Origin of the sequence: Pseudonocardia sp. HH130629-09 (genome assembly GCF_001294645.1) — a bacterium.
GTDB lineage: Bacteria > Actinomycetota > Actinomycetes > Mycobacteriales > Pseudonocardiaceae > Pseudonocardia.
Genome location: NZ_CP011868.1, coordinates 4,412,268 through 4,434,763, shown reverse-complemented (window position 1 = coordinate 4,434,763; position 22,496 = coordinate 4,412,268). Strand labels below are relative to the sequence as shown.

The window sequence follows — 22,496 nt, the reverse complement described above, 5'->3', positions numbered from 1 at the left end:
AGGCAAGGACTCGGGAGAGGATCGGCGGATCAGTCACGACGCCGGTGCAGCGATCCGGCAGGCGAAGGAGCCGTCGAATGCAGGCACCGCGTCCCGGCAACCCCGGTGGCGCCGACCCGTCCGCGTCGTCCGGTCCCGGCACGCCCTCCGGGCCGGCCGCGCATCGCGACCCGGGTCCGGGGTCGGGGCGACCGGCCGGGAGGCATCCGGCCGTGCGACCGGCACTGGTCCTGTTCGGGGTGCTCGCGCTCGCGGTGAACCTGCGGGCCGGGCTCGCCGGGTACCCGCCGCTGCTGGAGACCGCGCGCGCCGACCTCGGGATCGGGGCGGGTGCGGCGGGTCTGGTCCAGGCCGGTGCGGTGCTGATGATGTCGGCGGGTTCGTTCGGCGCGGCCGCCGTCGCCACCCGGGTCGGCCGTGAACGGCTGCTCGGGGTCGCCGTGGCGACGATCGGGGTGGGCAGCCTGCTGCGGTCGGTGGCGGCACTGCCCGCCCTGGTCGGCGGGTCGGTGCTGGTCGGGCTCGGCATCGGGGTGTCCGGGGTGCTGCTCACCGGGGTCGTGAAGGAGCACCTGGCCGAGCGGGCCGGCGCGGTGACCGGCGCCTACGTCGTCTCGATGATGATCGGCGCGACGGTCGCCTCCGCCGTCGCGGTGCCGCTGGCCGTCGCGCTGGGCGGTTGGTCCTTCTCGCTCGCGGTGTGGGCGGTGCCCGCGGTGCTCGCCGTCGCGGTGTGGGCACCGGTGGCGAGCCGGATCGGTCGTGCCCGTCCGGACACCCCGGACGCGCGGGGCAGGACCGACGACGGCCCGTCGGTCGCCGAGGAGGTCCGGGTCCGCCACGACCCGTTCGCCCGCCGCATCGCCTGCTACCTGGCGGGCTCGTCGACGATCTTCTACGGCTGGCTGACCTGGCTGTCACCGTTCTACGAGTCCCAGGGCTGGTCACCGCAGGCGGCAGGGCTCCTCCTCGCGGTGTGGAGCATCGCGCAGATCCCGGCGGCCCTGCTGTTCCCGGCCGCGGCCGAGCGACGACGCCGGTGGCGGTTCTGGGCGGCCCTGACCGTGCTCAGCTCCGCCGCGGGGACGCTTGGGGTGCTGCTCGCCCCCGCGCCGGGTTCACCGCTGCCGTGGCTGTGGGCGGTCCTGATCGGCATCGGGGTCGGCGCGGGGTTCCCGCTGGGGCTGACGGTGATCGCCTGGCGGACGCCGACCCCGGCCCGCAGCGCCGCCGTCAGCGGGTTCGGCCTCGGGATCGGCTACTTCTCCGCCGGGATCGGGCCGCTGGTGATGGGGGTGGTCATCGACGCCGCCGGGTTCCCGCCCGCGATCGGGCTGCTCCTGATCGGTGCCGTGCTGCAGGGCGCCGCGGTGGTCCGGATCGGGGACCGCCCGCGCTGAGCGGTCGGCTCAGAGGACCTCGGCCTGCTCGGCCAGGTGCTCCCACGCGGCCCACCACTGCTCGCGCAGTGCCTCGGCGCGGGCCCGTTCGCGCTCGACCAGCCGGCCGCCGACGAAGACCTCGTGGGCGTCGGGTCCGGGGCCCAGCTCGTCGAGCAGGGCGCGGATGCGGTGCTCGGCGACGCAGGCGTCCTGGTGGTCACCCAGGACCTCCTGCAACCCGGCCGCGGCCTTGAGCATCCGCCGGACCTGACGGGCGTCCTCGGTGCGGGACCCGTCCTCGTCGCGCATCGCCGGCTCGACGAGCTCACCGGTGTAGCGCAACCGCTTGGTGCGGATCCGCAGGTCGTGCAAGGTCATGTCCGGCGGGTTCGGCCCGGCGCGACGCACCGCCTTGACGAGCTTGCGGGTCTCGGCCCGGACCAGCTCGATCAGCTCGGGTCGGGCGACCTCCGCCGGCGGCTCCGGCAGCGGCGCCGAGACGGCCTCGACCAGCGAGCGACGCAGTGCGGCGTTCCGGTCGGAGTCGAGCTCGTCCAGCATCTCGGCGCGGGCACCGACCCGCTCGGCCTCCAGCACCGCGACCAGCCGCTCACCGGCGGCCAGCTCGGCCGGGGGCAGCGTGGACACCTCGCCGCGCAGGTGGTCGATCATCACGTCGAGGTCGCGCACCGGGCCGAGCGCTCGGCCGAGCCGGCCGAGCTCGGCCCGCAGCAGGTCCGCCCAGATGTGGTCGAGCAGGGGGCGGGCGGCCTTGAGCGCCGCCCGCATCCGCCGCACTGAGACCCGCATCTGGTGCAGGTCCTCGATGTCGGAGCCGTCGCGCACACCGGGCTCGTGTCGCAGCATCGCGCGCAGCCGCTTGTCCAGCAGCGCACGGACGTGTGCCACCGCCGGGTCCTGCGGCCCCGCGGTCAGCGGCTCGCCGAGGTCCGCGGCGCCGTAGAGGTCGTTACCCGGAGGCTGCGCAGCCCCGTCCGTACCCACCATGTCCCTGCCGTCCTGCTCCTGTGGGTGTTCCGCCGTGAACCGCTGCAGGGCCGTCAGTTGGCGTGCAGCGCGGCGTTGAGGGCGATGCCGTCGCCGGTGCGGGCCAGCACCTCGACCGCGCCGGACACCGAGTTGCGACGCAGCAGCAGCCCGTTCCGGCCGGACAGCTCGCGTGCCGCGGTGGTGCTGCCGTCGGGCAGCGTGACCTTGGTGCCCGCGGTGAGGTAGAGGCCGGCCTCGACCACGCAGTCGTCGCCGAGGGAGATGCCCAGGCCGGCGTTCGCGCCGAGCAGGCAGCGGCGGCCGATCGAGATGACCTCCTTGCCACCCCCGGACAGCGTCCCCATGATCGAGGCACCGCCGCCGACGTCCGAGCCGTCCCCGACGACGACCCCGGCCGAGATCCGGCCCTCGACCATCGACGCGCCGAGGGTGCCGGCGTTGAAGTTGACGAAGCCCTCGTGCATGACGGTCGTGCCCTCGGCCAGGTGCGCGCCGAGGCGGACGCGGTCGGCGTCACCGATCCGAACGCCGGCGGGGATCACGTAGTCGATCATCCGCGGGAACTTGTCGACGTGGGTGACGGTCACCGGTCCGCGGCCGCGCAGCTTCGCCCGGGTGAGCTCGAACCCGGGGAGCGGGCACGGGCCGTGGTTGGTCCAGACGACGTTGGCGAGCAGCCCGAACTGGCCGTCGAGGTTCACCTGGTGGGGCTGGACGAGGCGGTGGCTGAGCAGGTGCAGCCGCAGGTAGACGTCGGCGGCGTCGGCCGGTGCGTCGGCGAGCGAGCCGATCTCGTTGCGCACGATCTCGGTGCGGACCCCACGCAGCTCGTCCGTCCCGACGAGGGGATGCAGCTCGGCACCGTCGTCGGACGCGTGCCCGCCCAGCACCGGAGCCGGGTACCAGACGTCGAGGACGGTGCCGTCGGTCGTGACCGTGGCCAGGCCGGTTCCGGAAGCGCCTTCGCGGCGGTACTCGGTGCTCACGGGCCCCGAACCTACCGTCCCGCCGTCGCCCACGGCACGCCGCGGTGGGTGCGCCGGGACACGTCGGCATGATCGGCCGCCCGCACCGCGAGCAGCACCGCGGCGGCCTGCAGGTAGCGGAGCACCGCGGCCGGCGCGAACGGCGGCGGTGGTGGGTCCGGGAGCCGCCCGCACGCCCGGCACCGGGCCTGCAGCACCATCCAGTGCTCGACCGTCGGCGGTGGCGGCGCGGTGCGGAACTGCGCGACCCGCACCTCCCACACACTGCGCCGCCGCATCGCGTCGCGCAGTGGCCGATCCCGGTGGAACGTCTCCGGCGGGCGCGCGCAGCCGTACCGGTCGCCCCACCACTCACCGGGCAGCGGATCGAGGATCACGTCCAGATGCGACGGGAACCGGCGGTCCGCCCCGTCACGCAGGTCACCCGGCGGGTCCTCCATCGGCGGCACCCGCCGGTTCTCCGCGTCCACGACGACCATCCGCAGCCCCGCGACCGCCAGGATCGCCGCCAGCGTGTCCAGCGCCGGCGCGAGCGACCGGCTCTCGATCCGGGCGATGGCGCGACGGCGCCAGCCCCGTCCGCTCCGCGAGCTCCCGCTGTGACAGGTCCGCGCTGCGCCGCACCCGCCGGACGAGTCCGGACAGATCCGGCACGACGACGTCGACCGGCGCCGGCGGCGGCTCCTCGGGCAACCGGTCGCCCTCGATGATGTCCATGCCCCGACCCTGCGCCCACGCGCCCGGGATGCACCGATGACCTGCGAACCTGTGGACAACTCGCCAGCTTGTGGACAATCGGCCCGTCAGCGGTGCCGGCAACGGTCGACGCGACGCCCGCGGCCCGAGCGGCCGTGCCGACGGTGGTCGTCCGTGCGTCGCTTTGCTCTGCTCACCGATACGCAGCGGGGCGCCCCGGGGACGCCCCTGGAGGCGGCCGGAGACCATTCGGAACCCCGGTCGTGCCCGGCGACGGCAGGGGCGTGCGAAGCGCTCGTAGGCCCGTGCTGCGTATCGGTGAGCAGAGCAAAGCGACGACCGAGGAGCCCTCCCCGGCGGTGCGGCGGCGGGCCAAGGCACCGACCCGGCGACGCGCGGGACCGGTCCGGGGCTCCTGGGTGCGGGCGGGTCGCGGGTGAGAGCTGTCCTGGCGGAGGGCTGTCCTGGTGGGTCGGTAGCGTCGGGCCGGTGACGACGACGCTGCCCGCGCTGGACCTCACGTCCGACCCGGTGACCCTGACCGCTGCGATGGTCGACATCGCCAGTGTGTCCGGGGACGAGCGGCGGCTCGCCGACGCGCTCGAGGCCGCGCTGCGGTCCCAGACGCCGCAGCTGGAGGTGCTGCGGTCCGGTGACGCGGTGCTCGCGCGCACGAACCTGGGGCGCCCGCACCGCGTGCTGCTGGCCGGGCACATCGACACGGTGCCGATCGCGGACAACGTGCCGTCGCGCCGCGCCGACGGGATCGTGCACGGCTGCGGCACCTCGGACATGAAGTCCGGTGACGCGGTGTTCGCGCACCTCGCGGCCACGCTGGCCGCGCCGCGGCACGACCTCACCCTGATCTTCTACGACTGTGAGGAGATCGAGGCGGAGCGCAACGGGCTCGGCCGCATCGAGCGCGAGCACCGGGACTGGCTCGACGCCGACCTCGCGATCCTCGGCGAGCCCACCGACGGTGCGCTCGAGGCCGGCTGCCAGGGCACCCTGCGCATCGAGCTGCGGACCGCGGGGCGGCGCTCGCACTCGGCGCGCTCGTGGCTGGGGGACAACGCGATCCACCGGGCCGCGGAGATCCTGTCGCGGCTGGCGGCCTACCGGCCGCGGTGGGTGAACATCGACGGCTGCGAGTACCGCGAGGGCCTGCAGGCGGTGCGGATCGGCGGCGGGGTCGCGGGCAACGTCGTCCCCGACGAGTGCGTCGTCACGGTGAACTTCCGGTTCGCCCCGGACCGGTCCGCCGAGCAGGCCGTCGCGCACGTCCGGGAGGTGTTCGACGGGTTCCCGCTCGTCGTGACCGACCTCTCGCCGGGGGCGCTGCCGGGTCTGTCCGCACCGGCGGCCGCGGAGTTCGTCGCCGCGACCGGGGCGGTGCCGCGGGCGAAGTACGGCTGGACAGACGTCTCGCGCTTCGCCGCGCTGGGCATCCCGGCGGTCAACTATGGGCCCGGCGACCCGAACCTCGCCCACACCCGCGAGGAGCACGTCGCCGAGGACGCGATTACCGCCTGCACCGCGGTGCTGCGCCGCTACCTCGCGGGCGACTCCGCCTGATCGGAGCTTGCCTGATCGGAGCCCGCCTGGCCGGAGCCCGCCTGGCCGGACACTGTCTGACCGAAGGCGCCGGACGGCCTGCACCGGACGGGCCCGCACTGGGCGACACCGCGCCGACACTGCCGCCGACACCCCGTCGGGCCGGCCGACACCGCCCACGACCCCACCGGCGCGGCCCGGTCGTCGCGGCCCGAATACCGTGATCACCATGGCCGACGAGAACGCCGATCCCCGGACGCTGCACGAGAAGCAGCCCGAGAAGCAGCGAGGCCCGGTGGTGCTGCGCGGCGAACGCAGCATCGAGCCGACCACCACCGACCAGCGGCTGCTCGACTCGCGCGGCCCGGCGGACTGGGTGCACACCGACCCATGGCGGGTGCTGCGCATTCAGGCCGAGTTCGTCGAGGGGTTCGGGATGCTCGCCGAGCTCCCGCGCGCGGCGACCGTGTTCGGCTCGGCCCGCACGAAGGTCGGCTCCCCGGAGTACGAGCTGGGTCGCGAGCTCGGGGCGCGGCTCGCCGGAGCCGGGTTCGCCGTGATCACCGGCGGCGGTCCGGGCGCGATGGAGGCCGCGAACCGAGGCGCCTCCGAGGCGGGCGGGCTCTCGGTCGGGCTCGGCATCGAGCTGCCGTTCGAGCAGGGCCTGAACCCGTGGGTCGACCTCGGGATCAACTTCCGCTACTTCTTCGCCCGCAAGACGATGTTCGTGAAGTACTCGCAGGCGTTCGTCTGTCTGCCCGGCGGGTTCGGCACGCTCGACGAGCTGTTCGAGGCGCTCGTCCTCATCCAGACCAAGAAGGTCACCAAGTTCCCGGTCGTCCTGCTCGGCAGCGACTACTGGGGCGGTCTCTACGACTGGATCGCCAGGACCGTCCTGGTCGACGGCAAGATCAGCGAGAAGGACCTGGACCTGCTGCACGTCACCGACGACATCGACGACGCCGTCGACGTGGTCAACGAGGCCTACCACGCCTGGGAGGAGACGCACTGATGGCCGGTCCGGAGCCCGGGTTCGCCGTCTGCGTCTACTGCGCCAGCTCCGACGGCGTCGCCCCGCACTACCTCGACCTCGCTCGCGAGGTCGGCCGCGCCGTCGCCGCCCGCGGCTGGACGCTCGTCTCCGGTGGGGGCCGCAAGTCGATGATGGGCGCGGTCGCGGCCGGCGCGCGGAACGGCGGCGGTCGCACCGTCGGGGTCATCCCGCGGTCCATGGTCGAGCGCGAGTGGGCCGACCACGACAGCGACGAGCTGCTCGTCGTCGAGAGCATGCGTGAGCGCAAGCAGCAGATGGAGGACCGCGCCGACGCGTTCCTCGCACTCCCCGGAGGCATCGGGACCTGCGAGGAGCTGTTCGAGGTCTGGACGGCCGGGACGCTCGGCCTGCACGGCAAACCGGTCGTGCTGCTCGACCCCGACGGCCACTGGGACGGCCTCGTCGAGTGGGTCGCCGGGCTCGTCGACCGCGGGTTCGCCTCGCGGGCCCCGATCGAGCGGCTGCGGCAGGTCCGCGGTGACGACGCCGCCCCGGCCGACCCCGCGGGGCTGACCGGCGTGGCGCTCGACGAGTGCGCCCGTCCGCTCGTCTGAGCCCGTGACCCTCGCCGCCCGGCTCGCCGCCCGCAAGGACGGCCGTCGCGTCGCCGTCGTCCTGCCCGCCCTGGACGAGGAGGCGACGGTCGGTCCGCTCGTCGCGGGGCTGACCCGGCTGTGCGAGGGCGACCCCCCGCTGGTCGACGACCTCGTCGTCCTCGACTCCGGCAGCACCGACCGCACCGCGGAACGCGCCGCCGCGGCCGGGGCTCGGGTGCTCGGCCGGGAACGGGCGGTGCCCGGTGTCCCGGTGCTGCCGGGCAAGGGCGAGGCGATGTGGCGAGCCGTGGTCGCGCTGGGGAACGGGCCACGCCCCGCCGACCTGGTCTGTTTCGTCGACGCCGACCTCGTCGACCCGCACCCCGAGCTCGTCGAACGGCTCCTCGCCCCGCTGCTCACCCGGCCCGGGACCGCGCTGGTCAAGGGCTACCACCGGCGGCCGCTGACCGGCCCCGGCGGCTCCGTGGGCCCCGGCGGCAGCGACGACGCGGGCGGGCACGAGGGCGGCCGTGTCACCGAGCTGCTCGCCCGCCCCCTGCTCGCCGCGCTCCGGCCCGGGCTGCGGCACGTCCGCCAGCCCATCGGCGGTGAGTACGCCGCGACCCGGGAGCTGCTCGACCGGCTCCCGTTCGCGACCGGCTACGGCGTCGACATCGGCCTGCTGCTCGACACCGACGCCGACACCGTCGTCGGCGGGACCGCGGCCATCGCACAGGCCGACCTGGGCGTGCGCCGGCACCGCAACCGTCCGCTGCACGAGCTCGGCCGCACCTCCCGCGAGGTCCTCGCCACGGCCCTGTCCCGGTGCGGGGTCGACGACTCCGGTGCCGGCCTGACCGCGTTCCTCCCCGACGACGTCTGCTCCGACGACGCCCGTCCCGGCCACGGCGTGGAGACGGGATGGCGCGCCGAGACCCGTCCGCTGCGTCAGGTGGACCGGCCCCCACCAGGGCGGGTGCGCGACGGAGGGTCCGCCGAGCCGGTGGTCGCGCCCGCCGCCCGCGTGGGGTGGGACCCGTCGTCGGACCGGCGTGATGTGATGGCGGCATGGGGATCGCCCTCGCGTACGTGATCGTCCTGGCCGGCGTCGCCGCGCTGGTCTTCGTGTTGGCGGCCGCGGTCTTCGGCCGTGGGGAGGAACTCGCCCCGCTCGCCCCGGACGCGACGCCCACCCGGCTGCCCGCCCGCGAGGTGCGCGGCGCCGACGTCCGTGACCTGCGTTTCCAGCAGGTGCTGCGCGGATATCGGATGGCCGAGGTGGACTGGGTACTCGACCGGCTGGCCGGCGAGCTGGACCGGGTCCGGTCCGACCGGCACGAGCTCGCCGACCGGGTGGCCCGGTTGGAGGCGACGATCGCGCGGATGCGCGCCGAGGAGGACCCCGGTGACGGGCAACGACAGCAGTGGTGACCGCGGGACCGCAGGCGGGGTCGGCGACCGGACCCCGGGGGTGCGGCCGGCCGGCGGCGGCCGGGTGGAGCTGACCGTCCCGGTCGACGTCAACGTCCCCGCCGACGTCCTGTGGCAGGTCGTGTCCGACCTCGAGGGCCAGTCGGACTGGATGCTCGGCACCACCGTCGAGATCACCGCGGGCGACGGCCGCTCGGTCGGCACCGAGCTGCGCGCGGTCACCGGGGTCGGGCCGCTCGGCGTCGCCGACACGATGCGGGTCACCGAGTGGACCGAACTGCCCGCGGGGACGACGGGGGAGCGGCGGATCGTCGTGACCCACACCGGCACCGTGATCCGCGGCGACGGCGTGTTCGTCGTCGTCGAGCTCGGCCCGGCCCGGTCGCGGTTCCTGTGGACCGAGCTGCTCGACCTGCCGCTGGGGGCACTCGGCCGGTTCGGCTGGCCGCTGGTGCGTCCCGCGTTCCGGGCCGGGGTCGTGCACTCGCTGCGGCGGATGGCCGAGGCGACCGAGGACCGCTACCGGGCGGGCCGGTGACCCGATGACGACGCCGGCGACCACGCCCCCCGACGACCGCGGCCGATGCGACTGGGCGCTCTCGGCCCCCGACTACGTCGCCTACCACGACGACGAGTGGGGCCGGCCCGTCCACGACACCGCGGCGTGGTTCGAGCGCCTCACCCTGGAGGGCTTCCAGTCCGGCCTGTCCTGGATCGTCGTGCTGCGCAAGCGCCTCGCGTTCCGGGAGGTCTTCGCCGGCTTCGACCCGGAGACCGTCGCCCGCTTCGGCGACGACGACGTGGCCCGCCTGCTCGGCGACGCCCGGATCGTGCGCAACCGGCAGAAGATCGAGGCCACCGTGGCCAACGCGCGCGCCGTGCTCGACATGGCCGACGCGGGCGACGACCTCGGCGCGTTCCTCGCGTCCTACGCACCGGACCCGGCCGCGCACCCGCGTCCGGCGACGCTGTCCGAGGTCCCCGGCTCCACCCGGGAGTCCACGGCGCTGTCGAAGGCACTCAAGAAGCGCGGCTTCCGGTTCGTCGGCCCCACCACCTGTTACGCACTCATGCAGGCGACCGGTCTGGTCGACGACCACGTCGCGTACTGCTGGCGGGCCGGGGCCGTCCCGGAGGGCCCGCGGGGTACCGGACCGGGGTCGTCGTAGGGTCGCCGGGCCGTTGCGCTGCGTGAACGCCGCGGGTATCGCTCCCGAGCCGTGATCGCCTCGGTTGCACCTCGACGCCGGTGATGAGGGACAATGTGGTCTCACGGGTCGGCGCGCGCCCCGAGCGCGCACCCGGGGAAACGACAGTTGTGGATGTTGACGGAGGACGGACGAATGGCCGCGATGAAGCCCCGCACCGGCGACGGGCCCATGGAAGTCACCAAGGAGGGCCGGGGCATCGTCATGCGCGTCCCGCTCGAGGGTGGCGGGCGTCTCGTCGTCGAGATGACCCCGGACGAGGCCACCGACCTCAGTGAGGCGCTGAAGTCGACCGTCGGCTGACGGTGGACGGCACGGACACGACGCGGCGGGACCGGGGGACCGGCCCCGCCGTCGTCGTCTCCGGGGTCCCGGTGACGGGCCTCAGGCCACCGACTCGTAGATCTCCAGCGTCCGCCGGGCCATCTCGGCCCAGGCGAACTCGGCGACCGCGCGCTCCCGGCCCCGCTCGCCCATCGTCGCGGCCCGGTGCGGGTCCGCGACCAGCGCGTTGACCCCGTCGGCCAGCGCCGCCTCGAACGCGGCGGTGTCGGCCGGGTCGTAGTGCGCGAGCAGGCCGGTCACACCGTCGTCGACGACCTCCGGGATCCCGCCGACGTCGGAGGCGACCACGGCCGTGCCGCAGGCCATCGCCTCCAGGTTCACGATGCCCAGCGGCTCGTAGACCGAGGGACACACGAACACCGTCGCCGCCGACAACAGCTGGCGGACCTCGGCGGTGGCGAGCATCCGCTGGATCCACACGACGCCGTCGCGCGAGGCGGACAGCTTCGCCACCGCCCGCTCGGTCTCGGCCGCGATCTCCTGGGTGTCCGGGGCGCCCGCGCACAGCACGACCTGCGCCGACGGGTCGAACCGGTGCGCCGCCGCGACCAGGTGCCCGAGGCCCTTCTGCCGGGTGATCCGCCCGACGAACACCACCAGCGGCCGGTCCGGGTCGACGCCGTGCGCGAGCAGCGCGTCGCGCGCCGGGTCGGGTGCGTAGAACTGCGTGTCGATGCCGTTGTGCACCACGTGCACCAGCTCCGGGTCGATCGCCGGGTAGGCGTTCAGCACGTCGCGGCGCATGCCGTGCGAGACCGCGATGACGGCGTCCGCCGCCTCGTAGGCGGTCCGCTCCACCCACGACGACAGCCGGTATCCGCCGCCGAGCTGTTCGGCCTTCCACGGCCGCAGCGGCTCCAGCGAGTGCGCCGTGACCACGTGCGGGCGACCGTGCAGCAGGCCGCCGATGTGGCCGGCCATGTTGGCGTACCAGGTGTGGGAGTGCAGCATGTCGCAGCGCTCCAGCTCGGCGGCCATCGACAGGTCCACACCGAGCGTGGTCAGCGCGGCGTTCGCTCCGTCCGGCAGCGGCGGCGCGGAGTGTGCGCGGGCGTCGGCCGGGGCGTAGCTGCCCGGCTCGGCGAAGCAGTGCACGTCGACGTCGACGAGCTCCCGCAGGGCGGGGACGAGATGTCCCACGTGGACTCCGGCACCGCCGTAGACGGCGGGCGGGTATTCACGGGTGAGAAGGCCGACGCGCACGGGCCGGGACGCTACCGGGGCGCCCGGACGCCGCGCGAGGAGTTCGTGCGCCCGATCCGGTCCGGTCGTGCCCGGGGTCGCGTACGGCGCACGGCGCGGCCGGACGTATGGCCCCACCACCGAGCGGCCACTAGTGTCCACGCCATGCGACCGACCGCGCCCGGACGTCTTCCCGGCAGGGTTCTCGGCATCGTGCTCGCGGGCGGTGAGGGGAAGCGGCTCTGGCCGCTCACCGCGGACCGCGCCAAACCGGCGGTGCCGTTCGGTGGCAACTACCGGCTCATCGACTTCGTGCTGTCCAACCTCGTGAACTGCGGGATGGACCGACTGTGCGTGCTGACCCAGTACAAGTCGCACTCGCTGGACCGGCACATCTCGACGACGTGGCGGTTGTCGTCGGTGCTCGACCAGTACATCACCACCGTCCCGGCCCAGCAGCGGCTCGGCCGGCGGTGGTACACCGGCTCGGCGGACGCGATCTTCCAGAGCCTCAACCTGGTCTACGACGACCAGCCCGAGTACATCGCCGTGTTCGGCGCCGACCACGTCTACCGGATGGATCCGGCGCAGATGATCGCCCAGCACGCCGAGTCCGGCGCTGGCGTCACCGTCGCGGGGATCCGGGTGCCGCGTGCCGAGGCGAAGGCCTTCGGCTGCATTGCCTCCGACGAGTCCGGTCGCATCACCGAGTTCCTCGAGAAGCCGTCCGACCCGCCGCACGTGCCCGACGACCCGGACGTCACGTTTGCCTCGATGGGCAACTACGTGTTCACCACCGAGGCCCTGCTCGACGCGCTGAAGGCCGACGCGGCGAACGCCGACTCCGACCACGACATGGGCGGGGACATCATCCCGGCGCTGGTCGCCAAGGGTGACGCGCACGTCTACGACTTCGCCGACAACGTCGTGCCCGGTGCCACCGAACGGGACGCCGGCTACTGGCGTGACGTCGGGACCATCGACGCCTACTACGACGCGCACACCGACCTCGTCTCGGTGCACCCGATCTTCAACCTCTACAACCAGCGCTGGCCGATCCGCACCGCGGTGCCCGCACTGCCGCCGGCGAAGTTCGTCGAGGGCGGCATCGCGCAGGACTCGATCGTCGGCGCGGGCACGATCATCTCCGGGGCGATCGTGCGCCGGTCGGTGATCAGCCCGAACGTGTCGGTGTCGGGCGGCGCGGAGGTCTCGGACTCGGTCGTGCTGCCAGGCGCCCGCATCGGCCGAGGCGCGGTGGTGCGGCGGGCGATCCTCGACAAGAACGTCGTCGTCCCCGACGGTGCCCTGATCGGGGTCGACCTGAACCTGGACCGCAGCCGCTACACGGTCTCCAACGGCGGCGTCGTGGTCCTGGGCAAGGGCGTCTCCGCCCACTGAGGCGGCTCCCAGCGGTGTTGATGCCGCGTTCGCTCCGCTCACCTACGGACCGCGCAGAGCATCCCGTCCGCGACCGGCAGCAGCGCCGACAGCAGGCGCTCGTCGTCGCGGACCAGGGCGGCGGTCTCGCGCAGCGCGGCCGTGCCCGGACCGTGCTCGGCGACCCGGCCGCCGTCGAGCACCCCCTCCAGCACGAGCACCCCGCCGGGGCGCAGCAGCCGGATCGCCTCGGCCAGGTAGCCGGGGTACTCGGCCGGGACGGCGTCGGCGACGACGAGGTCGTAGCCGCCGTCGGTCAGCCGCGGCAGCACCTCCAGCGCCATCCCGTTGATCAGCCTGGCCGGCCCCGGCCCGTACCCGGCGGCGAGGAAGGTCCGCCGGGCCGAGCGCTGCAGCTCCGGGTCGACGTCGATGGTGGTCAGCGTCCCGTCACCGGCCATGCCGCGCAGCAGGTACAGCCCGCTCACCCCGGCCCCGGTCCCGATCTCCACCACGGCCCGCGCGGAGATCGTCGCGGCCAGCACCGACAGTGCCGCCCCGCCCGCCGCGGAGATGGGGTGCGCGCCCGCCGCCGTGCCCAGTGCGCGGGCCTCGCCGCACGCGTCGTCCTCGGCGAGGTAGCCATCGGCGTACGCGGCCGCCCCCGCGGGTGTGCTCATGGAACAAGATTATCGCCGGACGATTTCACAGACTTCTCTCAGACGGGTTTCACATCCTCCTCATGGGTGGCAGGCAGGCTGTGCTGCAACGAACGAAGCTTCGCGGCCGATCGACTCCACGACACGGTCGCGACTCACGGAGGTGCCCCGCCCCGATGTCCGCCCCTCGCGCAACCGACGACGCCCCGTTCCGGGACGCCGCCGCCGGTACCCGCCCCGGTGAGGGTGCCGACTGGACCCCGCCCACCTGGGACGAGGTCGTCCGGGAGCACGCCGACCGCGTCTACCGCCTCGCCTACCGCCTGTCCGGCAACCAGCACGACGCCGAGGACCTCACCCAGGAGACGTTCATCCGGGTGTTCCGGTCCCTGGCGTCCTACAAGCCGGGGACCTTCGAGGGCTGGCTGCACCGCATCACCACGAACCTGTTCCTCGACATGGTCCGCCGCCGCGCCCGGCTGCGGATGGAGGGCCTGCCCGAGGACACCGACCGCCTGCCGGGCGGTGGCCCCGAGCCCGAGACCGTCTTCGCGATCAACCACCTCGACCCGCACCTGCAGGCCGCGCTGGACGAGCTCCCCCCGGACTTCCGGGTCGCCGTCGTCCTGTGCGACGTCGAAGGCCTGTCCTACGAGGAGATCGGCGCGACCCTCGGGGTGAAGCTCGGCACCGTCCGCAGCCGTATCCACCGGGGCCGGACCGCGCTGCGGGCGTCGCTGGAGCGGCACCGTGCGGCGGCTGCGGAGGAGCAGCCGGTGGCATCCGACCGTGGTCCGGTGGCAGAGTTGGTGCCGTGACCGAGCGACGGCGTTTCCAGGTCATCCCCCCGGACTGGGGGGAGACGCATCTGACGCTCGAGGCGGTCGTCGCCTTCGTGGACGACGAGTTGGCCGCCGGTCCGCACGACCGTGCCGCCCGCCACCTCGAGCGCTGCCCCGACTGCGCGGTGGAGGTCGCCGAGCAGCGGCGGGCCCGCACCGCGCTGCGAGCGGCCGACGCCCCCACGCTCCCGCCGTCGCTGATGTCGGCGCTGCGCGCCATCCCGCAGGACACCGAGCTGCCCCCGCCGCCGGCGGGCCTGTCGCTCACCCCGGACGGCCAGCTCGTGTCCGTGCTGCGCCCGGCAGCGGTCGAGGGCGACCACGGCCGTCGCGCCAGCCGGTCGCGACGCGTACGCCTGGGCACCGGCGCCGCAGTGTCCGGGCTGGCGCTCGGCGCACTCGCGCTCGGTCTGCCCCCCACCACGACCGGCACACCGACCGCGCCGACCGTGCCCGGCCCGGGTGCCGCGGCCGTCGCCCGGTTCGCGGCCACCCCGGTGCCCGCCTCGTCGCGGCGGACGGCCGTCCCGGCGGTCAGCACCACGGCGGGCTCGACCGGCGCGTCGCCGTCGCCGACGACCTCGGCCACCCCGACCGGCGACGCCGGCATCTCCCCGACGCCCTGACCCGTCACCGATACACCGACTTCACCGCCCGCGGGGCAGGCTGTACGGGTGTACTGGGTGGACGCCGTGCCGGCTGATCGATCGTCGGGAGCAGTCTCCCCGGGCCCCGGGGTGACCCGGTGAGCGACGACCGCGGCGCACGCCCGGACGGCGCGGCCGACCCGGAGGTGCCCGGCTCCGCCCCGCCGCGACTGCGCCCCCGCCCGCTGGACCGTCCCGCGACCGACCCCGGCGAACGGGCGGCGTTCGGCCGCCCGGACGGCGTCGACAGCTCGTTCGCGCCGCCGTCGTCGCACCTCGGGTCGAACGGGTCGCTGCCGAGCGCGCCCCCGCCGACCGCTGCCGTCGCCCGCGCGTTCGGTCGGCCGGACCGCACACCCGACGGCGAGCCCGCCGGCGGCCTGCAACGCCCGCCCGGTGCGTCGGGCGACGCGCTGCGCGGGGGTGAGCAGAGCGCCGAGCAGGACCCGTTCTGGCCCGGCGGCTCGTCCGGCGACCCGTGGCGCGACCCGGGCACGCCGGTCGTCGCCGCCCCGCCCCCCGGTGACGGCGACGCCCCCGCGGAGGGTCCTCGCCCCGACGGTCCCCGCCTCAGCGTCCGTGAGGTCCTGTTCGGCAGGCGGGTGCAGCCGCGCGCGCTGGCGCTGCTCGGCGTCCTCGCCCTGCTCGTCGGCGCGGCGGGCGGACTGGTCGGGTACTGGACCGCGACCGCGGCGGGTGCCCTGACCAGCCCCGGAGCGGTGCTGAGCGCGACCGAGCCGGCCCGTGAACGACCGCCCGGCTCGGTGTCGGAGGTCGCCTCGCGGGTGCTGCCCGCGGTCGTCTCGTTGGAGGTGACCGTCGGCAACCAGGCGGGCAACGGCTCCGGCGTCGTGATCGACCCCGCGGGCTACGTACTCACCAACGACCACGTCGTCGCGCCCGCCACCGGGCCGGGCCAGGGCACCATCGAGGCCCTGTTCTCCGACGGGTCCCGGGTCCCGGCCACCGTGGTCGGGGCGGACCCGATGACCGACCTCGCGGTGGTCAAGGTGCCCGTCGCGAACCCGACGGTCGCCGCGATCGGCCGCTCCGGCGAGCTCGCCGTCGGCGACGCGGTGATCGCGATCGGGTCGCCGTTCGGCCTGGCCGGCACGGTGACGACCGGGATCGTGTCGGCCGTCGACCGCCCGGTGCGGCTCGACCCGGAGGGCAGCGCGGGCGACGCGGTGATCGACGCGGTGCAGACCGACGCCGCGATCAACCCCGGCAACTCCGGCGGCCCGCTGGTGGACGCGACCGGCGCCGTCGTCGGCATCAACACGGCGATCCGCAGCGCGGACAGCGCCCAGTCCGGCGGGCAGGGCGGCTCGATCGGCCTCGGCTTCGCCATCCCGATCGACGACGCCCGCGCCATCGCCGAGGAGCTCATCCGCACCGGCCGCGTCGCGCACGCCGACCTCGGTGTCAACTCCCGCTCGGTCACCGACGGCGCCACCGACGGCGCCCAGGTGCAGAACGTCGTCGCCGGGGGACCGGCGGCCGCGGCCGGGATCGCCGACGGCGACGTCGTCGTCGACGTCGCCGGGCGCCCCATCGCCAGTGCCGACGAGCTCGTCGTCGCCGTCCGCGAACACTCACCCGGCGAGCAGGTCCCGGTCCGCCTCGTCCGTCAGGGACGACCGCTCACCGTGACCGTGACGCTCGGGCAGCGCTAGGGTGTGTCTCCCAAATAGGCGGACCGGGGTGCGCGATGCTTGATCGGTGCCGCGCACCGCTGTCCTGACTGATGCCCAGTGGGCCCGTCTGGCGCCGCTGTTGCCCTCCTCCGAGGGTCGTCGCGGGCGCCCGTTCCGCGATGACCGCCGGGTGCTCGAGGGGATCATCTACCGGTATCGGTGCGGGCTTCCCTGGCGCGACGTCCCAGCCGAGTTCGGGCCGTGGCAGACGTTGTGGAAGCGGCACCGCCGCTACAGCGGCGACGGCACCTGGGACCACATCCTGGCTGCTCTTCTGGTCGAGGCCGACGCCGCCGAGGTGCTCGGGTGGGCGGTCAGCGTGGACTCCACGATCATCCGTGCCCACCAGCACGCCGCGACCCTCAAGCGCGACACAGGGGGCCGGATCGAACTACACGAATCTGCTCGCCGAACCAGCAGATCACGCGCTGGGACGGTCCCGCGGAGGGCTGTCGACGAAGATCCACCAGCTCGTTGACGGGCACGGCCGCCCGCTGGTGGTCCTCCTCGGCCCCGGCCAGGGCGGCGACTCGCCAATGTTTCCGCACCTGATGGCGCACCTGAGCATCGCCCGACCGGGCCCGGGACGACCCCGGACCCGGCCCGAACGCGTGCGCGCGGACAAGGCCTACTCCTCACGCGCGATCCGCCGGCACCTGCGCGAGCGCCGGATCATCGCTGTCATTCCGGAGCCCTCTGACCAGCAGGGACACCGCAAACGACGCGGCTCACGCGGCGGCCGACCGCCCGCATTCGATCCGGTCGACTACCGAAACCGCAACGTCGTCGAGCGCGGATTCTGCCACGTCAAGCAGTGGCGCGGGCTGGCCACCCGTTACGACAAGCTCGCCCTGACCTTCCGCGGCGGCGCCGTCCTGAAGGCAATCGTCACCTGGCTCCGGGACTGTTTCAAGATCGGTGTTTTCGGCCCGACACGCCGGGCTGAGGTCCGGCGAGATGGGCACGGACAGTGATGACATCGGACCTTGTGGATCCAAGCGAGGGTGACCCGAAGCCTGCTCGGCAGGCGTCGGCGGAGCGGGCCGCTGCGGCGGCGATGGTGGCCGAGGCGAAGGCGCGCGGGCTGGCGTTGACCGGCCCGGACGGCCTGTTGAAGCTCTTTACCAAGAATGTTCTGGAAACGGCGCTGAACGAGGAGATGACCGAGCACCTCGGGCACGACAAGAACCGGGCCGACCCCGGCCGGGAATCCACCAACGTGCGGAACGGGTCCCGCTCGAAGACGGTTCTCTCGGATGCCGCGGGTGACGTGGAGATCGACGTTCCGAGAGACAGGGCCAGCACTTTCGAGCCGCAGATCGTGAAGAAGCGTCAGCGGCGCCTCACAGATGTCGACGAGGTCGTACTGTCGCTGTATGCGAAAGGGATGACGACCGGGGAGGTTTCCGCACATTTCGCTGACATCTATGGGGCGTCAGTATCGAAGGAGACGGTCTCGCGGATCACCGACAAGGTCGTCGCCGAGATGAATGACTGGGTTGGTCGGCCGTTGGATTCGGTGTACGCCGCGGTGTTCATCGACGCTGTCCACGTCAAGGTCCGGGACGGGCAGGTCGCCAACCGGCCGGTCTACGCAGCCATCGGCGTCACCGTGGACGGCTGCAAGGACGTGCTGGGGCTGTGGATGGGCGTCGGCAGTGAGGGCGCGAAGTTCTGGATGAGCGTGCTGGTCGACCTGAAGAACCGCGGCGTGCGTGACGTGCTGTTCCTGGTCTGCGACGGCCTCAAAGGACTCCCGGAGGTCGTGGCCAACGTGTGGCCGCAAACCATTGTCCAAACCTGCGTCGTGCACCTGATCCGAAACACTTTCCGGCTGGTGGGTCGACAGGACTGGGACGCGGTGAAGCGCGACATCAAACCAATCTATGCCGCGCCCAACCCGAATGCAGCACTTATCGCTATGGATGAGCTCGACGAGAAATGGGGCCGTAAGTACGCGGCGATGATCCGGCTATGGCGCAACGCGTGGGAAGAGTTCGTGCCGTTCTTGGACTACGACGTCGAGATTCGAAGGGTGATCTGCTCTACGAATGCGATCGAATCGCTTAACGCCCGCTACCGGCGCGCGGTGCGGGCGCGTGGTCATTTCCCCACTGAGCAGGCTGCGATGAAATGCTTGTATCTTGTGACTCGCAGCCTGGACCCGACCGGGACGGGCCGCACGAGGTGGACGATGCGTTGGAAGCCCGTGATCAACGCGTTCGCCATCACGTTCGGTGACCGCTGGCCGGGAGCCGAGACCTACTGAGCAACGACGCCGAAACACCGATCACGAGACAGGCCCCTGGCTGGGCATTGGGAGACACACCCTAGTACCCGTACGCTGGCGTCGTGTTCGAGAACATCGGCATGCCGGAGATCCTCGTCCTGGTCGTGGCGGGGCTCTTCATCCTGGGCCCGGAACGGCTGCCCGAGGCGGCGGCCTGGGTCGGTCGCGCGGTCCGGCAGGTCAAGGAGTTCGCGAGCGGCGCCCAGAACCACCTGAAGAAGGAGCTGGGCCCGGAGTTCGACCAGATCCAGCAGCCGCTCAACGACCTGCGCAGCCTGCGCTCGCTCAACCCGCGGACCGCGATCACCCGGAGCCTGTTCTCCGACGACGTCGCCACCCCGCCGGTCAAGCCCAACGGGTTCGCCCCGGGAGCGGGTGCCGGCGCCGCCGGGGCCGCCGCCCTGGGCGGGGCAGCGGCGAGCACCCCGGCCCCGGTCCGTCCGCCGCAGCCGCCGCTGGCCGCCGACGAGCGCCCCCCGGTGGACCCGGACGCGACCTGACCCCGGCCCCTCCGTACGACGGCGGCGCCGCACCCCGGCCGGGTGCGGCGCCGCCGTCGTGGAGGGGGCCGGTTCAGCCCAGCAGCGGCGGCCGGCGCAGGTGGTGCGTGGTCGCGCGCTGGTAGGCGTGCGCGGCGGCGAGCACCGTGGCGTCGGCCTGCCGCGGTCCGACGACCTGCAGACCCACCGGCAGACCGGCGGAGGTGAAGCCGCACGGCACCGAGGTCGCGGGCTGCTGGGTCATGTTGAACGGGTAGGTGAACGGCGTCCACGACGTCCAGCGCGGGTCGTGCCAGCCCTCGGGGACCTCCCGGCCGCCCTCGAACGCGGTGATCGGCAGGGTCGGGGTGAGCAGCAGGTCGTACTCGGAGTGGAAGGCGCCCATCAGCGTCCCCAGCTCGTTGCGCACGGCCATCGCGCCCAGGTAGTCCAGCGCCGAGACCCGGGCCCCCTGCTCGGCGATCTCCACCAGCGCCGGGTCCATGGCCTTCCTGGCCTCGGCGCCGATGGGCTCCAGGGACTTCGCGGCGGCGGCGAACCAGAGCGTGTGGAACGGCTCGATCGGGTCGGCGAAACCGGGGTCGGCGTTCTCGACGGTCGCACCGAGCTCACGGGCGAACACCGCGACCGCCTCGGCGACGAGCGCCGCCACCTCCGGGTCGACGTCGACGAACCCGAGAGTGGGGGAGAACGCGATCCGCAGACCCGCCGCGCCGCCGGCGAGCCGCTCGACGGCCGACTCACGGGGCACGTCGAACACCCACGGGTCCCGGGTGTCGGGCTGGGCGACGACGTCGTACAGCAGCGCGGCGTCCTCGACGGTGCGGGTCATCGGGCCGACGTGGGCCAGGGTCCCGAACGCCGAGCCCGGGTAGTGCGCGATGCGGCCGTAGGTGGGCTTGTGCGCGACGGTCCCGGTGAACGCGGCCGGGATGCGGACCGAGCCACCTGCGTCGGTGCCCAGCGACAGCGGTCCCATCCCCAGCCCGACGGCCGACGCCGAGCCGCCGGACGAGCCGCCGGCCGTCCTCGTCGGGTCCCACGGGTTGGTGGTGACGCCGGTCAGCGGCGAGTCGGTCACGCCCTTCCACGCCAGCTCCGGCGTGGTGTTCTTCCCGATCAGCACCGCACCCGCGGCGCGGACCCTGGCCACCGGCGGGCCGTCGACCTCGAACGGCCCGTCCGGCGACGTCGTCGTCGAGCCGCGGCGGGTGGGCCAGCCGATCGTCAGGAGCATGTCCTTGATCGAGGTGGGGACGCCGTCGAGTGGCCCGACCGGCTCCCCGGCCTGCCAGCGCGCCTCCGAGTCCTTCGCCTGCGACAGCGCCGACTCGGGGTCGACCAGGCAGAACGCGTTCACCGCGCCGTCGTGCGCCTCGATCCGCTCCAGCGCGTCTCGGGTGGCCTGCACGGGCGAGATCTCGCCGCTGCGGTAGCCCGCCAGCAGCTCGGTCGCGCTGAGGTCTGCAGTCGTCACAGCAGTCACACCTTTCCTGCGGATGAGCTCACGTACCCGCGCTCGGGGTCCACCACGTTGCGCAGCTCCCGGCCGTCCCGGAAGCGCGCGAGGTTGTCGGCGAACAGCTCGACGAGCATGTCCTCCCAGCCGACGACGTCGCCGGACATGTGCGGGGAGAGCAGCACGTGCTCCATCGCCCACAGCGGCGAGGTCGCGGGCAGCGGCTCGACCTCGAACACGTCCAGCGCCGCGCCGGCGAGCCGCCCGGTCGCGAGCGCGTCGGTCAGGTCGTCCTGCACGACGAGCGCGCCCCGGCCCACGTTGACGACCCGGGCCCGCTCGGGCAGCAGGGCGATCGTCCCGGAGTGCAGCATCCCGCGGGTCGCGTCGGTCAGCGGGGCGGCGAGCACCAGGTGGTCGGTGTCGGGCAGCAGGCCGGGCAGCTCCTCGAAGGCGTGCACACCGTCCGCGGCGCGCCGGCCGACCAGCCGCAGCCGCATCCCGACCGCACCCAGCAGGTCGGCGACGGCGCGTCCGATCGGCCCGCTCCCGACGACCGTCGCGACCTTCCCGGCGACGGTCTCGGTCTCGCGGTGGCGCCAGGTCCGCTCCCGCTGCAGCGCGAGCGAGCGGGCGGTGTCCTTGGCGAACGCGATCACCGCGCCGAGCACGAACTCGGCGATCGGCCGGTCGAACACCCCGCGGGAGTTCGTCAGCGTCGCACCCGAGGCGAGCAGGGCGGGGAACGCGACCCGGTCGACGCCGGCGCTGGCGGTGTGGACCCAGCGCAGCGCGGAGGTGTCGGTGGCGTCCCAGACGTCCTTGACGGCGTCGGACGTGAAGTCCCACGTGAGCAGCACGTCGCTGCCGGGCAGTGCGGCGGCGAGCCCGTCGGCGTCGGCGGCGAAGCGGAGACGTGCGTCACCGGCGTGGCGCTCGAGACCGGGCGGGGTCTCCCCGCCGTGCAGCACGGCGACGGTGATCGGGTCCTGACCAGCGGAAACCGGCAACGGGAGATCCTGTCGGTAGGGAGGTCGGGCGGCGTTGACACGCTAGGAAGCGCACCTACGATTGTCAACAATCCGCGTATCGGACAGGGGGATCGGATGACGAAGCTGATCAGGATCGAGCTCGCGAAGCGGGGCGTCGCCTGCACCGCGGCGCTGCTGGAGACCGAGGCGCCCCGCACCGCCGCGGCGGTCTGGGAGGCGCTGGCCGACGGCCCGCAGGGCGGCGACGCACAGCACGCCAAGTACGCCCGCAACGAGGTCTACACGATCGTCCCGCGATTCGGCCCGCGGATCGGGCAGGAGAACCCGACGGTGACCCCCATCCCGGGCGACGTCTGCTACTTTGACTTCCACGGCGGGATGCTCGACAGCGCGTTCAAGGACGACCAGGGCATCGACGCCGCCGAGGGCGGGATCGACCTCGCGATCTTCTACGGGCGCAACAACCTGCTGCTCAACGGCGACGTCGGCTGGGTGCCGGGCAACGTGTTCGCCACCATCGTCGACGGGCTCAACGCGATGGCGACCGCCTGTCACGACGTGTGGCGCGCGGGCAGCGTGGGGGAGCGGCTCGTCTACTCACGGGCGTCGTGACCCTTGCGGCGACCCTGGTCTCTGTAGGATTGT

Annotated in this window: 25 protein-coding genes; 18 read left to right on the top strand and 7 right to left on the bottom strand. The window is 73.7% G+C overall.

Annotation, left to right across the window (positions count from 1 at the left end):
- Positions 1-212: 212 nt before the first annotated feature.
- Positions 213-1,400 carry a CynX/NimT family MFS transporter gene (locus XF36_RS20425; RefSeq protein ID WP_060714857.1) on the top strand — a complete coding sequence of 396 codons (1,188 nt, stop codon included), beginning with the start codon at positions 213-215 and terminating at the stop codon, positions 1,398-1,400.
- Positions 1,401-1,409: 9 nt separating this feature from the next.
- On the opposite strand, the gene XF36_RS20420 is transcribed toward XF36_RS20425, so the two are convergent.
- The 3 genes from XF36_RS20420 to XF36_RS33010 are packed head-to-tail and all read right to left on the bottom strand — an operon-like array spanning position 1,410 to position 3,858.
- Complete coding sequence (locus XF36_RS20420) at positions 1,410-2,390, bottom strand: CHAD domain-containing protein (RefSeq protein WP_060713196.1); 981 nt, start codon at positions 2,388-2,390, stop codon at positions 1,410-1,412.
- A gap of 53 nt (positions 2,391-2,443) precedes the next feature.
- Positions 2,444-3,379 (bottom strand): 2,3,4,5-tetrahydropyridine-2,6-dicarboxylate N-succinyltransferase, encoded by a 936-nt coding sequence (gene dapD, locus XF36_RS20415; protein ID WP_060714856.1) that lies wholly within the window; start codon positions 3,377-3,379, stop codon positions 2,444-2,446.
- Between the two features lie 11 nt (positions 3,380-3,390).
- Entirely contained in the window at positions 3,391-3,858 is a 468-nt protein-coding gene (locus tag XF36_RS33010; protein WP_060713195.1) for a hypothetical protein, read from the bottom strand.
- 718 nt (positions 3,859-4,576) lie between these two features.
- On the opposite strand from XF36_RS33010, the gene dapE reads away from it, so the two are divergent.
- The 8 genes from dapE to XF36_RS29625 all read left to right on the top strand — a co-directional run bounded on the left by dapE (position 4,577) and on the right by XF36_RS29625 (position 10,161).
- Positions 4,577-5,650, top strand: a complete 1,074-nt coding sequence (gene dapE, locus XF36_RS20405; protein ID WP_202968589.1) for a succinyl-diaminopimelate desuccinylase — start codon at positions 4,577-4,579, stop codon at positions 5,648-5,650.
- A gap of 208 nt (positions 5,651-5,858) precedes the next feature.
- Positions 5,859-6,641 carry a TIGR00730 family Rossman fold protein gene (locus XF36_RS20400; protein WP_060714854.1) on the top strand — a complete coding sequence of 261 codons (783 nt, stop codon included), beginning with the start codon at positions 5,859-5,861 and terminating at the stop codon, positions 6,639-6,641.
- A complete protein-coding gene (locus XF36_RS20395) occupies positions 6,641-7,237 on the top strand; it encodes a TIGR00730 family Rossman fold protein (protein WP_060713194.1) in 597 nt (198 codons plus the stop codon). Before XF36_RS20400 ends, XF36_RS20395 begins: the two co-directional genes overlap by 1 nt.
- A gap of 4 nt (positions 7,238-7,241) precedes the next feature.
- Positions 7,242-8,312 (top strand): glucosyl-3-phosphoglycerate synthase, encoded by a 1,071-nt coding sequence (locus tag XF36_RS20390; protein WP_082375537.1) that lies wholly within the window; start codon positions 7,242-7,244, stop codon positions 8,310-8,312.
- Complete coding sequence (locus XF36_RS20385) at positions 8,288-8,650, top strand: DivIVA domain-containing protein (RefSeq protein ID WP_060713193.1); 363 nt, start codon at positions 8,288-8,290, stop codon at positions 8,648-8,650. The genes XF36_RS20390 and XF36_RS20385 overlap by 25 nt, the downstream gene beginning before the upstream one ends.
- Positions 8,625-9,188 carry an SRPBCC family protein gene (locus XF36_RS20380; RefSeq protein WP_349675509.1) on the top strand — a complete coding sequence of 188 codons (564 nt, stop codon included), beginning with the start codon at positions 8,625-8,627 and terminating at the stop codon, positions 9,186-9,188. The genes XF36_RS20385 and XF36_RS20380 overlap by 26 nt, the downstream gene beginning before the upstream one ends.
- A 4-nt stretch (positions 9,189-9,192) precedes the next feature.
- The gene (locus XF36_RS20375; protein WP_060713192.1) at positions 9,193-9,819 is read left to right on the top strand and encodes a DNA-3-methyladenine glycosylase I; all 627 of its coding nucleotides are present in this window, start codon (positions 9,193-9,195) and stop codon (positions 9,817-9,819) included.
- Positions 9,820-9,993: 174 nt separating this feature from the next.
- Positions 9,994-10,161 carry a DUF3117 domain-containing protein gene (locus tag XF36_RS29625; RefSeq protein WP_010241564.1) on the top strand — a complete coding sequence of 56 codons (168 nt, stop codon included), beginning with the start codon at positions 9,994-9,996 and terminating at the stop codon, positions 10,159-10,161.
- An 81-nt stretch (positions 10,162-10,242) separates the two neighbouring features.
- On the opposite strand, the gene glgA is transcribed toward XF36_RS29625, so the two are convergent.
- The gene (gene glgA / locus XF36_RS20370) at positions 10,243-11,406 is read right to left on the bottom strand and encodes a glycogen synthase (RefSeq protein WP_060713191.1); all 1,164 of its coding nucleotides are present in this window, start codon (positions 11,404-11,406) and stop codon (positions 10,243-10,245) included.
- A gap of 144 nt (positions 11,407-11,550) precedes the next feature.
- Between glgA and glgC the strand changes: the two genes are divergently transcribed.
- Positions 11,551-12,786 (top strand): glucose-1-phosphate adenylyltransferase, encoded by a 1,236-nt coding sequence (gene glgC / locus XF36_RS20365; RefSeq protein WP_060713190.1) that lies wholly within the window; start codon positions 11,551-11,553, stop codon positions 12,784-12,786.
- Between the two features lie 38 nt (positions 12,787-12,824).
- On the opposite strand, the gene XF36_RS20360 is transcribed toward glgC, so the two are convergent.
- On the bottom strand, positions 12,825-13,445 hold the full coding sequence (locus XF36_RS20360) for an O-methyltransferase (protein WP_060713189.1): 621 nt from the start codon (positions 13,443-13,445) through the stop codon (positions 12,825-12,827).
- 155 nt (positions 13,446-13,600) lie between these two features.
- Between XF36_RS20360 and sigE the strand changes: the two genes are divergently transcribed.
- From sigE to tatB, 7 genes are all read left to right on the top strand, one after another.
- A complete protein-coding gene (gene sigE, locus XF36_RS20355; RefSeq protein WP_020626064.1) occupies positions 13,601-14,242 on the top strand; it encodes an RNA polymerase sigma factor SigE in 642 nt (213 codons plus the stop codon).
- The gene (locus XF36_RS20350; RefSeq protein ID WP_060713188.1) at positions 14,239-14,892 is read left to right on the top strand and encodes a zf-HC2 domain-containing protein; all 654 of its coding nucleotides are present in this window, start codon (positions 14,239-14,241) and stop codon (positions 14,890-14,892) included. Before sigE ends, XF36_RS20350 begins: the two co-directional genes overlap by 4 nt.
- Before the next feature lie 119 nt (positions 14,893-15,011).
- Positions 15,012-16,589 carry a trypsin-like peptidase domain-containing protein gene (locus XF36_RS20345; RefSeq protein ID WP_060713187.1) on the top strand — a complete coding sequence of 526 codons (1,578 nt, stop codon included), beginning with the start codon at positions 15,012-15,014 and terminating at the stop codon, positions 16,587-16,589.
- A gap of 46 nt (positions 16,590-16,635) precedes the next feature.
- The gene (locus tag XF36_RS35760) at positions 16,636-17,088 is read left to right on the top strand and encodes an IS5 family transposase (protein WP_060710991.1); all 453 of its coding nucleotides are present in this window, start codon (positions 16,636-16,638) and stop codon (positions 17,086-17,088) included.
- Complete coding sequence (locus XF36_RS35755; RefSeq protein WP_414706255.1) at positions 17,012-17,584, top strand: IS5 family transposase; 573 nt, start codon at positions 17,012-17,014, stop codon at positions 17,582-17,584. The genes XF36_RS35760 and XF36_RS35755 overlap by 77 nt, the downstream gene beginning before the upstream one ends.
- A gap of 83 nt (positions 17,585-17,667) precedes the next feature.
- Complete coding sequence (locus XF36_RS20330; RefSeq protein ID WP_238589343.1) at positions 17,668-18,879, top strand: IS256 family transposase; 1,212 nt, start codon at positions 17,668-17,670, stop codon at positions 18,877-18,879.
- An 83-nt stretch (positions 18,880-18,962) separates the two neighbouring features.
- Positions 18,963-19,400, top strand: a complete 438-nt coding sequence (tatB, locus tag XF36_RS20325) for a Sec-independent protein translocase protein TatB (protein WP_060713186.1) — start codon at positions 18,963-18,965, stop codon at positions 19,398-19,400.
- A gap of 73 nt (positions 19,401-19,473) precedes the next feature.
- Here the strand turns inward: tatB and XF36_RS20320 are convergent, their stop codons facing one another.
- Both XF36_RS20320 and XF36_RS20315 read right to left on the bottom strand, forming a co-directional pair.
- Entirely contained in the window at positions 19,474-20,886 is a 1,413-nt protein-coding gene (locus tag XF36_RS20320) for an amidase (RefSeq protein ID WP_060713185.1), read from the bottom strand.
- On the bottom strand, positions 20,883-21,869 hold the full coding sequence (locus XF36_RS20315; protein WP_060713184.1) for a D-2-hydroxyacid dehydrogenase: 987 nt from the start codon (positions 21,867-21,869) through the stop codon (positions 20,883-20,885). Before XF36_RS20315 ends, XF36_RS20320 begins: the two co-directional genes overlap by 4 nt.
- A gap of 96 nt (positions 21,870-21,965) precedes the next feature.
- Between XF36_RS20315 and XF36_RS20310 the strand changes: the two genes are divergently transcribed.
- A complete protein-coding gene (locus tag XF36_RS20310) occupies positions 21,966-22,463 on the top strand; it encodes a DUF3830 family protein (RefSeq protein WP_060713183.1) in 498 nt (165 codons plus the stop codon).
- Positions 22,464-22,496 lie beyond the last annotated feature (33 nt).